Here is a 12,840-nt window from a genome sequence, read left to right as displayed (position 1 = left end):
CAATGAACAGCCCTGAAAGATGAATCGCGGGCACAAAAAAGCCGCTGGTCAGCGGCTTTTTCAGCGAAGATCGGTCAATTACAAACCGGACATCTTCTTGATGGCGCCCATCAGGTCTTCATCCGAGCAATCGGCGCAGGTGCCTTTTGGTGGCATGGCGTTGATCCCGGTGATGGCCTTGGCCAGGATGCCGTCAAGGCCGCCCTGGTGGTCGGCGCGCTCTTTCCACGCGGCGGTGTCGCCAATTTTCGGCGCACCCAGCAGGCCGGTGCTGTGGCAGGCATTGCAGTGCTTGGCAATGATCTCGTCCGGCGTTTTCCCGCCGCCGCCGCCCGCAGTCACCGCAACTTCCATCCCCTTGCACTCTTCGCCTTGAACACAGACCTTGCCGACCGGCTCAAGGCGCTTGGCAATCTCATCATTGGTCGCAGCCTGAGCGTTGACAGCCCAAAGGGCCAATACGGTTGCTGGTACAGCCAGCATTTTCATAATTAGGTTCACGCGTTCACCCTCATGGTGGCTATTCACGCCTGCGGCCACGGTTTCGCAGGCGGCGAAAGTATAACGGTTAGCCCGTCCCGCTGAAACAACCCTATTGTCCAAAGGGAGATTCAGCATGACGGAATACAGCTATGGACACCTCTGCAAGGTAGGCAGGGCGCCTCTTTATTAAAAGTTCGCGGGCGTGGCTGCGCTGATTAGTCGCGCCGGCACGTCGAACGGATTGCGGAAACGGTGAGGCTTGGTGCTTTCAAAGTAGTAGCTATCGCCGGCTTCGAGCACAAAAGTTTCGAGACCGACCACCAGCTCCAGGCGACCTTCCAGCAAAATCCCGGTCTCCTCGCCTTCGTGGGTGAGCATTTCATCACCGGTATCGGCACCCGGCGGGTAGATTTCGTTGAGAAACGCGATCGCCCGGCTGGGATGCGCCCGGCCCACCAGTTTCATGGTCACCGCGCCATCGGAGATATCGATCAGCTCATTGGCTTTATAGACGATCTGGGTCGGTTTTTCCTGGAGGATTTCTTCGGAAAAGAATTCGACCATGGACATGGGAATGCCGCCCAGCACCTTGCGCAAGGAACTGATGGAGGGGCTGACACTATTTTTCTCGATCATCGAAATGGTGCTGTTGGTGACGCCCGCACGCTTGGCGAGTTCACGCTGGGAAAGACCTTTCAGTTTACGGATGGATTGCAGTCGTTCGCCGACGTCCAATGCAGGAGCCTCCTAGGATTCAGGCTTTGTTGTAATTGAGCGTTATCATGGCGACAGCGTTCAGTATTTACAACACTTTGACCTGAATCCCGGTCAACGTCGCTGGCCGGCAGCGGCTAAGCGCCGGAATAGACGCGTGGCACTCGGCGCAGATTGCAAAAAATCTGATACGGGATGGTGTCGGCTGCCGTGGCGACATCACTGGCGAGGATGTTTTTGCCCCATAACTCGACCGTCGAACCAAGGCCCGCCTGCGGAACGTCGGTCAGGTCGATACACAGCATGTCCATCGATACCCGGCCCAGCAACCGACTCCGCTGACCGGCAACCAGCACCGGCGTGCCGGTCGGTGCGTGACGCGGATAACCGTCGGCATAGCCCATGGCGACGACGCCGACGCGCATCGGTTTCGCGGTCACGAACCGTGCGCCATAACCGACCGGCTCGCCGGCCGGCAGCTCACGCACGCAGATGACCTTCGACTCCAGGGTCATCACGGGCTGCAAACCTGCGGCAACGGCCTGGTTTTCGCCAAATGGCGTGGCGCCGTAGAGCATGATTCCCGGACGCACCCAATCGCTGGACACGCTCGGCCAGCCCATCACCGACGGCGAGTTGCGCAGGCTGACCTCGGCCACCAGGCCCTGGCGCGCCGCTTCAAACACCGCAACCTGTTCATCGCTGCGCGTGGAGTCCAGCTCATCGGCACGGGCGAAATGACTCATCAACACAATCTTCGCCACTTTGCCGCTGGCCAGCAGGCGCTGGTAAGCCTCGTGATAATCCTTGGGGTGCAGCCCGACGCGGTGCATGCCCGAGTCCAGCTTGAGCCAGACCGTGAGCGGCTTGCTCAGGGATGCGTGTTCAATCGCCTCCAACTGCCACAGCGAATGCACCACGCACCAGAAGTCATGCTCGATGATCAGCGGCAGTTCGTCTGCCTCGAAAAAACCTTCCAGCAGCAGGATCGGCCCGCCGATTCCGGCCGCTCGTAGCTCCAGCGCTTCCTCGATGCACGCCACGGCAAACCCGTCAGCCTCGGCCGCCAACGCCTGGGCCACGCGCACGGCACCATGCCCATAGGCGTCCGCCTTGATCACGGCGAGCGCCTTGGCTCCCGTAAGTTGACGCGCCAATTGGTAGTTGTGGCGCAGGGCTTGAAGATCGATCAGGGCACGGGCTGGACGCATAACGGCAGACTTCTAGGCGGCTGGGGAAGAAAAAACCGGCGCCGACTGCAACAGCGGCACCGCAACAGGGATCGTATTTACGGCAGGGCTGCCACGACGGACAGTTCCACCAGGATTTGCGGTTCACAGAGTTTCGACTCAACCGTGGCACGGGCCGGGGCAACGCCTTTGGGCAGCCACTTGTCCCATACCGAATTCATCCCGGCAAAGTCGGCGTCGATGTCTTTCAGGTAGATCGTCACCGAGAGCAGACGGGTCTTGTCGGTACCGGCCAAGTCCAGCAGGCGCTCGATATTGGACAGGGTTTCGCGGGTCTGCTGTTCAATCCCGGCACTCAGGTCGTCGCCGACTTGGCCTGCCAGGTACACGGTACCGCTGTGGACAACGATCTGGCTCATGCGCTCATTGGTGAGCTGGCGCTGGATTGACATGTCTTGCAGACTCCTGTGATTGGCCGTAACGGGAAATATCGAGGCCTTCGGCGCTGATTTGCGGGGTTTTCTTCGCCATCAGATCCGCCAGCAGACGACCAGAGCCGCAGGCCATGGTCCAACCGAGGGTGCCGTGGCCGGTGTTCAAGAACAGGTTCTTGAACGGGGTAGCACCGACAATCGGGGTACCGTCCGGCGTGGTCGGCCGCAGGCCGGTCCAGAAACTGGCCTGGGACAGATCACCGCCCTGAGGATAAAGGTCGTTGACGATCATCTCCAGGGTTTCACGCCGACGCGGGTTCAGCGACAGGTCAAAACCGGCGATTTCAGCCATGCCGCCGACACGGATGCGGTTGTCGAAACGGGTGATCGCCACCTTGTAGGTCTCATCCAGAATGGTCGAGGTCGGGGCCATTGCGCCATTGGTGATCGGCACGGTCAGCGAATAACCCTTGAGCGGGTACACCGGTGCCTTGATCCCCAGCGGCTTGAGCAACTGCGGCGAATAACTGCCAAGCGCGAGTACGTAGCGGTCGGCGGTTTCCAGCTTGCCGTCGATCCACACACCGTTGATACGGTCGCCCGCGTAGTCGAGGCGCTGGATATCCTGCTCGAAACGGAACTCGACGCCCAACTGAATGGCCATCTCGGCCAGGCGCGTGGTGAACATCTGGCAGTCGCCCGTCTGATCGTTCGGCAGGCGCAAGGCACCGGCCAGGATATCGGTGACGCTGGCCAGGGCCGGCTCGACGCGGGCAATACCCGCACGGTCGAGCAGCTCAAAAGGAACGCCGGATTCGCGCAACACCGCGATGTCCTTGGCGGCGCCATCCAACTGGGCCTGGGTGCGGAACAGTTGGGTGGTGCCCAGGCTGCGGCCTTCGTAGGTGATGCCGGTTTCGCTGCGCAGTTCGTCGAGGCAGTCACGGCTGTACTCGGACAGGCGCACCATGCGCTCCTTGTTCACCGCATAACGGCTGGCGGTGCAGTTGCGCAGCATCTGCGCCATCCACAGGTATTGGTCGACGTCGGCGGTGGCCTTGATAGCCAGGGGCGCATGCCGCTGCAGCAGCCATTTGATGGCTTTGAGCGGCACACCCGGGGCCGCCCATGGCGAAGCGTAGCCTGGCGAGACCTGGCCGGCGTTGGCGAAGCTGGTCTCCATGGCAACCGCCGGCTGACGGTCGACCACGACCACCTCGAAACCGGCCCGCGCCAGATAGTAGGCGCTCGCCACACCAATGACCCCGCTACCCAAGACCAAAACGCGCATTTTTATACCCTCATCACGGCCTGTCCGCTGACGTTTGTTGCTCAGCACAAAGATGCCCGCAGTATAAAAAGCAATCGCCAGTGCATTTCACTATATAAATGCCTATATTTGGCGACAATTCTCGGCAAATACCCGTTCCACGGAGGAGCATCCCCTATGCGAACCAACACCCAGACCAAGCGCGAGCTGGACAAGATTGATCGCAATATCCTGCGCATCTTGCAGGCAGACGGCCGGATTTCGTTTACCGAGCTGGGGGAGAAAGTCGGCTTGTCGACCACGCCCTGCACCGAACGCGTCCGGCGCCTGGAGCGCGAGGGGATCATCATGGGCTACAACGCCCGGCTCAATCCGCAACACTTGAAGGGTAGCCTGCTGGTGTTCGTCGAGATCAGCCTCGACTACAAATCCGGCGATACCTTTGAAGAATTCCGGCGAGCCGTGCTGAAACTGCCCCATGTGCTGGAATGCCACCTGGTGTCAGGGGACTTCGATTATCTGGTGAAGGCACGGATTTCCGAGATGGCCTCGTACCGCAAGCTGCTGGGCGACATTTTGCTCAAGCTGCCCCATGTGCGGGAGTCCAAGAGCTATATCGTGATGGAAGAGGTGAAGGAAAGCCTGAATCTGCCAATCCCGGATTGAGCCAGCGGCCCGGCGCACAGTGCCGAGATCCCGCCTAGACCAACACCTGCCGGGTGCTCGCCATGTAGTCATGGATCTGCTGTTCCACCCGAGGATGGATCAGCTCCACCGGACGCCGGCCATTGGGGCAAGGCAAGCTGGGTGTGGTACCGAACAGCCGGCAAATCAACGGTCGCTCGTCATACACCGTGCAGCCGTCGGGCCCCAGGTGTACGCAGTTCAGTTGGTCCATGGCCGCTTCCTGCTCTGCCGCCGTCTTGCGCGGCAGGCGCGACATTTCCTCAGGGGACGTGGTTACCGGCCCACAGCAGTCATGGCAACCCGGCACACACTCGAATGAAGGAATCTGCCGACGCAGCGTGCTGATCTTTTGCCTGTTGCAACTCATCGAACCACATACCGAACAGCGAATAGGCGTGAATTCTGCCTTAAAAACCCACGGTGAGACAGCATCGCCCGACCGCTGTATCCTGCGTCAAATTTTCCAGACACGGATGCTTCCCATGACCGCCAGCGCCCGGCACACCGCTTCGTACTACGCCGCCAGCAGCCTGCCCCAACCCGATTACCCGGCGTTGACGGGCGAGGTGGTGGTCGATGTGTGCGTGATCGGAGGCGGGTTTTCTGGGCTCAACACCGCACTGGAGTTGGCCCAGCGCGGCTTTAGCGTGGCGCTGCTGGAAGCCCGCAGGATCGGTTGGGGTGCCAGCGGACGCAACGGTGGGCAGTTGATCCGTGGCGTCGGCCATGGCCTGGACCAGTTCGCCAAGCTGATCGGCGCCGATGGCGTGCGGGAGATGAAGCTGATGGGCCTGGAAGCCGTGGAAATCGTACGCCAGCGGGTCGAGGACTTTCAGATCGACTGCGACCTGACGTGGGGCTACTGCGACCTGGCCAACAAACCCCGCGACCTCGAAGGCCTGGCCGCCGACGCCGAAGAACTCCACGGCCTGGGCTATCGCCATGAACTGCGCCTGCTGCAAGCCGGGCAAATGCGCAGCGTGATTGGCTCCGACCGCTACGTCGGCGGCATGATCGACATGGGCTCCGGCCACTTGCACCCGCTCAACCTGGCCCTCGGTGAAGCCGCCGTGGCGCAGCAATTGGGGGTGAAGCTGTTTGAACAGTCAGAAGTACTGCGTATCGACTACGGGCCTGAGGTCAAGGTCCACACCGCCCACGGCTGCGTGCGCGCCAACACCCTGGTGCTGGCGTGCAATGCCTACTTGAATGGCCTCAACCCGGACCTCAGCGGCAAGGTCCTGGCCGCCGGCAGCTACATCATCGCCACCGAGCCATTGAGCGAAGCGCAAGCCATCGACCTGCTGCCGCAGAACATGGCGGTGTGTGACCAGCGGGTGACCGTGGATTACTTCCGGCTTTCGGCAGACCGACGCTTGCTGTTCGGCGGCGCCTGCCATTATTCGGGGCGAGACCCGAAGGACATTGGCGCCTATATGCGACCGAAGATGCTCCAGGTCTTCCCGCAACTGGCCGATGCCAGAATCGACTATCAGTGGGGCGGCATGATCGGCATCGGCGCCAACCGCCTGCCGCAGATTGGCCGTTTGGCGGACCAGCCCAACGTGTACTTCGCCCAGGCCTACGCCGGTCATGGCCTCAACGCCACTCACCTGGCGGGCAAGCTGCTGGCGGAAGCCATTGGCGGCCAGCAAGGCGGGCGCTTCGATTTGTTTGCCCAGGTGCCGCACATCACCTTCCCCGGCGGCAAACACTTGCGTTCGCCGCTCTTGGCACTGGGCATGCTCTGGCACCGCCTGAAAGAACTGCTCTGAATCAGCCGCGCCAGAACGGTTTCAAACCTTCCCGGCGCGCCTGTTCGGTATCCAGGCCGATATCGCGCAGTTGCTCACGGGTCAGTTCAAGCAAGGCCTTGCGCGTGTGCCGCCGACGCCAGAACAGTGTCCAGCGGCTGATCGCAGCCGGCTCCAGCCCCGCCATTGACCGCTGCTGTCCTGCTTCCAACTCCTGACTGCGTAACACCAGCCGCACATCACTCAAACCGCTCATCGTCCTGCCCCTCATTTACCTGTTGCCATGAGTGGCTAGAATGAATCCGTGCGCAAAACCATTACAGATTCAGCCTTATTTTATTAAACCCATACAGATGCTGCCTATCTGCCATTGAATCGTGTATTTTCCTCTCATCTGTACTGGTCACTCAGGAGCGACCTTCATGACTCTCTACGTCAACCTCGCGGAACTACTGGGCACACGTATCGAGCAGGGCTTCTATCGTCCTGGCGACCGGCTGCCCTCGGTACGGGCGTTGAGTATCGAGCACGGAGTCAGCCTGAGTACCGTGCAGCAGGCCTATCGCGTGCTGGAAGACCACGGCCTGGCGACGCCACGACCCAAGTCCGGCTACTTCGTCCCGGCAGGCCGCGAGCTGCCCGCCCTGCCCGCGGTGGGGCGTCCGGCGCAGCGGCCGGTGGAGATTTCCCAATGGGATCAGGTGCTGGAACTGATACGCGCGGTGCCACGCAAAGATGTCATACAGCTGGGACGAGGCATGCCCGATGTACTGTCACCGACCCTCAAGCCCCTGCTCCGCAGCCTGGCGCGGGTCAGTCGACGCCAGGACCTGCCGGGCCTGTACTACGACAATATCTACGGCTGTATGGAACTACGCGAACAAATTGCCCGACTGTCCTTGGATTCCGGCTGCCAGCTCGACGCCCAGGACATCGTGATCACCACCGGCTGCCACGAAGCCTTGTCGGCCAGCATCCATGCGATTTGCGAACCGGGCGATATTGTCGCGGTGGATTCGCCCAGCTTCCATGGCGCCATGCAGACGCTCAAGGGCCTGGGCATGAAAGCCCTGGAGATTCCCACCGATCCACTGACCGGCATCAGTCTCGAAGCCCTGGAACTGGCCCTGGAACAATGGCCGATCAAGGTCATTCAACTCACGCCCAACTGCAACAATCCCTTGGGCTACATCATGCCGGAATCCCGTAAACGCGCGTTGCTGACACTGGCCCAACGCTTTGACGTGGCGGTCATCGAAGACGATGTGTATGGCGAATTGGCTTACAGCTACCCTCGTCCACGCACCATCAAATCCTTCGACGAGGACGGTCGCGTCCTGCTCTGCAGCTCGTTCTCGAAAACCCTCGCCCCAGGCCTGCGGATCGGTTGGGTAGCCCCCGGCCGCTATCTGGAGCGGGTGCTGCACATGAAATACATCAGCACGGGTTCGACCGCGACCCAACCCCAGATCGCGATTGCCGAATTCCTGCAAAATGGACATTTCGAACCCCATTTACGGCGGATGCGCACCCAATACCAACGCAATCGCGACGTAATGCTCGACTGGGTCAGCCGCTATTTCCCCACCGGTACCCGCGCCAGCCGCCCGCAAGGCAGCTTCCTGCTGTGGGTCGAATTGCCAGAAGGCTTTGACACCCTGAAGCTCAATCGCGTGCTGGTCGAGCAAGGTGTACAGGTTGCCGTCGGCAGTATTTTTTCCGCCTCCGGGAAATACCGTAATTGCCTGCGAATGAACTACGCTGCCAAGCTGACGCCGCAGATTGAAGAGGCGGTGCGCAACGTCGGCGCGATCGCGACCCGCATGCTGGCCGAGGAACAGGGCGCGGACTGACCTTTCACGCAAAATAGCCGTCATATACCGACAACTGTCTTGATTCGGAATCCACAGCCTTGATGAGCCAGCGGCTTTTAGCGTTTTTCCTGTCGGGATTACTGAGCCTGGGCGGTTGCGCCAGCCTAAGTGTGCCACGCGAGCCCAGCCAGGCCTTGCCCGCGGCAGATTCTTCCTTCGGCCGCTCGATCCAGGCCCAGGCCGCGCCTTACCAAGGTCGTTCAGGGTTTCGCCTGCTGTCCGATAGCAGCGAAGCGTTCATGGCCAGGGCCGAACTGATTCGCAACGCCCAGACCAGCCTCGACCTGCAGTACTACATTGTCCACGACGGCATCAGCACCCGTATGCTGGTGGACGAGTTGCTCAAGGCCGCCGACCGGGGCGTACGCGTGCGCATCCTGCTGGACGACACCACCAGCGACGGACTCGACCAGGTCATCGCGACCCTGGCGGCACATCCACAGATCCAGATTCGCTTGTTCAACCCACTGCATCTGGGCCGCAGCACAGGCGTGACCCGCGCCCTGGGCCGGCTGTTCAACCTGTCGCGCCAACACCGGCGCATGCACAACAAATTGTGGCTGGCCGACAACAGCGTGGCGATTGTCGGCGGGCGCAATCTGGGCGATGCGTATTTTGATGCCGAGCCCAACCTGAATTTCACCGATATCGACATGCTCAGCGTCGGCCCGGTGGCCGAGCAACTGGGGCACAGTTTCGATCAATACTGGAACAGTGCACTCAGCAAACCCATCGGCCAATTCATCTCCAGCAAGTCCTCGCAGGATTTGGCGGTGGTCCGTGCGCGACTGGAAGACTCCCTTGCCCAGTCCCGCCAGCAAAACCATGTGCTGTACAACCGTCTGAGGACCTACCAGACCCAGCCGCGCATGGACCTCTGGCGCCGCGAGCTGATCTGGGCCTGGAACCAGGCGCTGTGGGATGCGCCGAGCAAAGTCCTGGCCAAGGCTGATCCCGACCCGCAACTCTTGCTGACCACCCAGCTGGGGCCCGAACTGGAAGGTGTGAGCCAGGAGCTGATGATGATTTCAGCGTACTTCGTTCCCGGCGAACCCGGCTTGCTGTACCTGACCGGTCGGGCCGACGCCGGCGTGGCGGTCAGCCTGCTGACCAATGCCCTGGAAGCCACCGACGTACCGGCCGTGCATGGCGGCTACGCGCCGTATCGCAAGGCGCTGCTTGAGCACGGGGTGAAACTCTACGAACTGCGCCGCCAACCGGGCGATGGCGGCGGCAGTGGCCCGCACCTGCTGGGCAGTCGCTCACTGCAGGGTTCGGATTCCAGCCTGCATAGCAAGGCAATGATCTTTGATCGCAAGAAATCGTTTATCGGCTCCTTCAACTTCGATCCGCGCTCGGTACTGTGGAACACCGAAGTCGGGGTGCTGGTGGACAGCCCGGAACTTGCCGAACATGTACGCAACCTGGCTCTGCAAGGCATGGCGCCGGCCTTGAGCTATGAAGCGAAATTGCAGGAGGGCCAGGTGGTATGGGTCACCGAGGATGACGGCCAATTACACACCCTGACCCGTGAGCCTGGCACGTGGTGGCGCCGCTTCAATGCCTGGTTTGCCACCACGGTCGGCCTGGAGCGCATGCTTTAAGCCGGCTGCACGGCGCCGAATGCGCCCTGGCGCAACAACAGAATCACCAGGCCCAAGGCCCCCGCCGCCATCAGCAACGGCAACGCGTGCCCACTGATCCACTGACTGCCGGCGCCCGCCACCAGCGGCCCGACCAGACAGCCAATCCCCCACAGCTGGGCGATATGGGCGTTGGCCCGCACCAGCGCGTCGTCGCGGTAACGCTCGCCGATCAGGATCAGCGACAAGGTGAACAATCCCCCGGCACTGGCGCCGAACAACACCCATACTGGCCAGATCAGCAGCGTATCCAACGACAGTGGAATCGCCAGGCTGGAAGCCAGCAGCAACACCGCGCAGGCGAGAAACAAGGTGCGCCGGGGCAGGTAATCCGCCAGCGCGCCGATCGGTAATTGCAGCAGCGCATCGCCCACTACCACGGTACTGACCATTGCCAAGGCAATTTCGGCGGTGAACCCCTGCCGCAGGCAATACACCGGCAACAACGTGAGAATCATCGCCTCGAAAGCCGCGAATAACGCCACCGCCCAGGCAATCGCCGGCAACCCTCGGCAGAACCGCAACAGGTCGCCAAAGGTCACGCTGAAAGCCTCGGCAGTCGGTGCACCGGAACGCCCGAGCAACAGCACCGGCGAGACGACCAGCAACCCCGCGCCGACCCAGAAGCCAAGGTCATTGCCAGTGCCGAGGAAGCCCAGCAGCAGCGGGCCAGACAGTTGGCTCAAGGCATAGCTGCAGCCATACAGCGCCACCAGGCGGCCCCGCCATTGCTCTACCACCAGTTGGTTGATCCAGCTCTCACCCAGAATGAACACAATGGTCAGGATCACCCCGATCATCAGCCGCAGTACCAGCCACACTGGATAGCTGGGCAACACCGCAAGCAAACCGATGGAAATCGCCCCCGCCCACAGACACAGGCGCATCAGATTCGCCGTGCCGAGGTGCGCAGCCAGGCGGCTGGACACTTTGGCCCCGAGCAAGACGCCGAAGGCCGGCATCGCCGCCATCACGCCGATGGCAAAGCTGCCGTAACCCCAGCTTTCGAGGCGCAGCGACACCAGCGGCATGCTCACGCCCAAGGCCAGGCCGACGCTCAACACTGAGGAAAGAACGGCGAAGTAAGTCGCCCAACGCATCTTCCACGCTCCTGTGGATTGTTTCCAGATCACACAAAACAGTGTGGGAGCGGGCTTGCTCGCGAAGGCGGTGGGTCAGTCACTACATGCGCTGACTGAAACCCCGCCTTCGCGAGCAAGCCCGCTCCCACATTGGATCTACTGCAACTTGAGCCCTGAGTCCGGACTTACAATTTGATCCAGGTAGCCTTCAGCTCGGTGTACTTGTCGAACGCATGCAGCGACTTGTCACGGCCATTGCCCGATTGCTTGAAGCCACCAAACGGTGCAGTCATATCGCCGCCGTCATACTGGTTGACCCACACGCTGCCTGCGCGCAGGGCCTTGGCGGTCAGGTGGGCCTTGGAGAGGTCGGAGGTCCACACCGCGGCAGCCAGGCCGTACGGCGTGTCATTGGCGATCGCCACGGCTTCTTCGGCGCTGTCGAAGGTGATCACCGAGAGCACCGGGCCGAAGATTTCTTCCTGGGCGATTTTCATCGCGTTAGTCACACCGTCGAAAATCGTCGGCTCAACGTAAGTGCCTCCGGTCTCTTCCAAGGTACGCTTGCCGCCGGCTACCAGCTTGGCGCCATCGGCATGCCCGGCCTCGATGTACGACAGCACGGTGTTCATCTGCTGGGTGTCTACCAGCGCACCGACGTTGGTGGCCGGGTCCAGCGGATTGCCAGGCTTCCAGCCCTTGAGGGCCTCGATCACCAACGGCAGGAAGGTGTCCTTGATGGAGCGCTCTACCAGCAGGCGCGAGCCCGCGGTGCAGACTTCGCCCTGGTTGAAGGCAATCGCGCCCGCGGCGGACTCAGCGGCAGCCTGCAGATTCGGCGCATCGGCAAATACGATGTTCGGGCTCTTGCCACCCGCCTCCAGCCAGACGCGCTTCATGTTCGATTCGCCGGAGTAAATCATCAATTGCTTGGCGATCTTGGTGGAACCGGTGAACACCAGGGTGTCGACGTCCATATGCAGCGCCAACGCCTTGCCCACGGTATGACCATAACCCGGCAAGACGTTGAGCACGCCTTTGGGGATACCGGCCTCGATCGCCAGGGCCGCGATGCGGATGGCCGTCAGCGGGGACTTTTCGGACGGTTTGAGGACCACCGAGTTGCCGGTGGACAGCGCAGGCCCCAGCTTCCAGCAGGCCATCATCAGCGGGAAGTTCCACGGCACAATGGCAGCGACCACGCCCACCGGCTCACGGGTCACCAACCCCAACTGATCATGGGGCGTCGCGGCGACTTCGTCGTAAATCTTGTCGATGGCTTCACCGCTCCAGCTCAGGGCTCGGGCAGCGCCGGGGATATCGATCCCCAGGGAATCGCCGATCGGCTTGCCCATGTCCAGGGTTTCCAGCAGCGCCAGCTCTTCGGCGTTGGCATTGAGCAACGCGGCGAAACGGATCATGGTGGCCTTGCGCTTGGCCGGCGCCAGGCGCGACCAGACACCGGAATCGAAGGTGGCGCGAGCGTTTTCAACCGCGCGCTGGGCGTCGGCAACGTCACAGCTGGCGACGCTGCTCAGCAGGCGACCGTCCACCGGGCTGATGCATTCGAACGTGTCGCCGGAAACGGCGGCGGTGTATTCGCCATTGATGTAGGCGCGACCTTCGATCTTCAGGTCTTTGGCGCGTTGTTCCCAGTCGGCACGGGTCAGGGTGGTCATGCGAGTGTCCTCCTCTTATTGAATGAAGCG

Annotated in this window: 13 protein-coding genes; 4 read left to right on the top strand and 9 right to left on the bottom strand. The window is 61.5% G+C overall.

The window, feature by feature from the left end; translation table 11 throughout:
* Positions 1 to 78: 78 nt before the first annotated feature.
* The 5 genes from AC6CIA_RS19555 to dadA form a co-directional block, all read right to left on the bottom strand.
* Positions 79 to 489 carry a c-type cytochrome gene (locus AC6CIA_RS19555; RefSeq protein WP_498314537.1) on the bottom strand — a complete coding sequence of 137 codons (411 nt, stop codon included), beginning with the start codon at positions 487 to 489 and terminating at the stop codon, positions 79 to 81.
* 180 nt (positions 490 to 669) lie between these two features.
* Positions 670 to 1,218 (bottom strand): cupin domain-containing protein, encoded by a 549-nt coding sequence (locus tag AC6CIA_RS19550; RefSeq protein ID WP_084381286.1) that lies wholly within the window; start codon positions 1,216 to 1,218, stop codon positions 670 to 672.
* A 116-nt stretch (positions 1,219 to 1,334) separates the two neighbouring features.
* Positions 1,335 to 2,408 (bottom strand): alanine racemase, encoded by a 1,074-nt coding sequence (alr, locus tag AC6CIA_RS19545; RefSeq protein WP_498314360.1) that lies wholly within the window; start codon positions 2,406 to 2,408, stop codon positions 1,335 to 1,337.
* A 77-nt stretch (positions 2,409 to 2,485) separates the two neighbouring features.
* Positions 2,486 to 2,839 (bottom strand): RidA family protein, encoded by a 354-nt coding sequence (locus tag AC6CIA_RS19540; protein WP_498314358.1) that lies wholly within the window; start codon positions 2,837 to 2,839, stop codon positions 2,486 to 2,488.
* Positions 2,811 to 4,112, bottom strand: coding sequence for a D-amino acid dehydrogenase (dadA, locus tag AC6CIA_RS19535; RefSeq protein ID WP_498314356.1), 1,302 nt, complete (start codon positions 4,110 to 4,112; stop codon positions 2,811 to 2,813). Before dadA ends, AC6CIA_RS19540 begins: the two co-directional genes overlap by 29 nt.
* A gap of 156 nt (positions 4,113 to 4,268) precedes the next feature.
* Here dadA and AC6CIA_RS19530 point away from each other — a divergent pair, with 156 nt between their 5' ends.
* Complete coding sequence (locus AC6CIA_RS19530; RefSeq protein ID WP_003206849.1) at positions 4,269 to 4,757, top strand: Lrp/AsnC ligand binding domain-containing protein; 489 nt, start codon at positions 4,269 to 4,271, stop codon at positions 4,755 to 4,757.
* Positions 4,758 to 4,791: 34 nt separating this feature from the next.
* Here the strand turns inward: AC6CIA_RS19530 and AC6CIA_RS19525 are convergent, their stop codons facing one another.
* Positions 4,792 to 5,145, bottom strand: a complete 354-nt coding sequence (locus tag AC6CIA_RS19525; RefSeq protein ID WP_339527675.1) for a YkgJ family cysteine cluster protein — start codon at positions 5,143 to 5,145, stop codon at positions 4,792 to 4,794.
* A 115-nt stretch (positions 5,146 to 5,260) separates the two neighbouring features.
* Between AC6CIA_RS19525 and AC6CIA_RS19520 the strand changes: the two genes are divergently transcribed.
* A complete protein-coding gene (locus AC6CIA_RS19520; RefSeq protein ID WP_498314354.1) occupies positions 5,261 to 6,553 on the top strand; it encodes an NAD(P)/FAD-dependent oxidoreductase in 1,293 nt (430 codons plus the stop codon).
* Between the two features lies 1 nt (position 6,554).
* Here the strand turns inward: AC6CIA_RS19520 and AC6CIA_RS19515 are convergent, their stop codons facing one another.
* The gene (locus AC6CIA_RS19515) at positions 6,555 to 6,788 is read right to left on the bottom strand and encodes a DUF1127 domain-containing protein (protein WP_498314352.1); all 234 of its coding nucleotides are present in this window, start codon (positions 6,786 to 6,788) and stop codon (positions 6,555 to 6,557) included.
* 166 nt (positions 6,789 to 6,954) lie between these two features.
* On the opposite strand from AC6CIA_RS19515, the gene AC6CIA_RS19510 reads away from it, so the two are divergent.
* Positions 6,955 to 8,385: an aminotransferase-like domain-containing protein gene (locus AC6CIA_RS19510; RefSeq protein ID WP_498314350.1), complete on the top strand. Its 1,431-nt coding sequence runs from the start codon at positions 6,955 to 6,957 to the stop codon at positions 8,383 to 8,385.
* 62 nt (positions 8,386 to 8,447) lie between these two features.
* Positions 8,448 to 10,010 (top strand): phospholipase D family protein, encoded by a 1,563-nt coding sequence (locus AC6CIA_RS19505; protein WP_498314349.1) that lies wholly within the window; start codon positions 8,448 to 8,450, stop codon positions 10,008 to 10,010.
* On the opposite strand, the gene AC6CIA_RS19500 is transcribed toward AC6CIA_RS19505, so the two are convergent.
* Together AC6CIA_RS19500 and AC6CIA_RS19495 are read right to left on the bottom strand one after the other, a co-directional pair.
* Positions 10,007 to 11,149 carry an MFS transporter gene (locus tag AC6CIA_RS19500; protein WP_498314347.1) on the bottom strand — a complete coding sequence of 381 codons (1,143 nt, stop codon included), beginning with the start codon at positions 11,147 to 11,149 and terminating at the stop codon, positions 10,007 to 10,009. The genes AC6CIA_RS19505 and AC6CIA_RS19500 overlap by 4 nt on opposite strands.
* Before the next feature lie 167 nt (positions 11,150 to 11,316).
* Entirely contained in the window at positions 11,317 to 12,810 is a 1,494-nt protein-coding gene (locus tag AC6CIA_RS19495) for an aldehyde dehydrogenase (RefSeq protein WP_498314345.1), read from the bottom strand.
* Positions 12,811 to 12,840: the final 30 nt, after the last annotated feature.

It is taken from the genome of Pseudomonas sp. GQ91 (genome assembly GCF_059758795.1).
This window is presented reverse-complemented; position numbering and strand designations above follow the sequence as displayed.

Excerpts from the sequence above, each read along its gene's own strand:
- AC6CIA_RS19555 (WP_498314537.1), bottom strand. The coding sequence starts at position 489 with ATGAAAATGCTGGCTGTACCAGCAACCGTATTGGCCCTTTGGGCTGTC.
- alr (WP_498314360.1), bottom strand. The coding sequence starts at position 2,408 with ATGCGTCCAGCCCGTGCCCTGATCGATCTTCAAGCCCTGCGCCACAAC.
- AC6CIA_RS19540 (WP_498314358.1), bottom strand. The coding sequence starts at position 2,839 with ATGTCAATCCAGCGCCAGCTCACCAATGAGCGCATGAGCCAGATCGTT.
- dadA (WP_498314356.1), bottom strand. The coding sequence starts at position 4,112 with ATGCGCGTTTTGGTCTTGGGTAGCGGGGTCATTGGTGTGGCGAGCGCC.
- AC6CIA_RS19530 (WP_003206849.1), top strand. The coding sequence starts at position 4,269 with ATGCGAACCAACACCCAGACCAAGCGCGAGCTGGACAAGATTGATCGC.
- AC6CIA_RS19525 (WP_339527675.1), bottom strand. The coding sequence starts at position 5,145 with ATGAGTTGCAACAGGCAAAAGATCAGCACGCTGCGTCGGCAGATTCCT.
- AC6CIA_RS19520 (WP_498314354.1), top strand. The coding sequence starts at position 5,261 with ATGACCGCCAGCGCCCGGCACACCGCTTCGTACTACGCCGCCAGCAGC.
- AC6CIA_RS19515 (WP_498314352.1), bottom strand. The coding sequence starts at position 6,788 with ATGAGCGGTTTGAGTGATGTGCGGCTGGTGTTACGCAGTCAGGAGTTG.
- AC6CIA_RS19510 (WP_498314350.1), top strand. The coding sequence starts at position 6,955 with ATGACTCTCTACGTCAACCTCGCGGAACTACTGGGCACACGTATCGAG.
- AC6CIA_RS19505 (WP_498314349.1), top strand. The coding sequence starts at position 8,448 with ATGAGCCAGCGGCTTTTAGCGTTTTTCCTGTCGGGATTACTGAGCCTG.
- AC6CIA_RS19500 (WP_498314347.1), bottom strand. The coding sequence starts at position 11,149 with ATGCGTTGGGCGACTTACTTCGCCGTTCTTTCCTCAGTGTTGAGCGTC.
- AC6CIA_RS19495 (WP_498314345.1), bottom strand. The coding sequence starts at position 12,810 with ATGACCACCCTGACCCGTGCCGACTGGGAACAACGCGCCAAAGACCTG.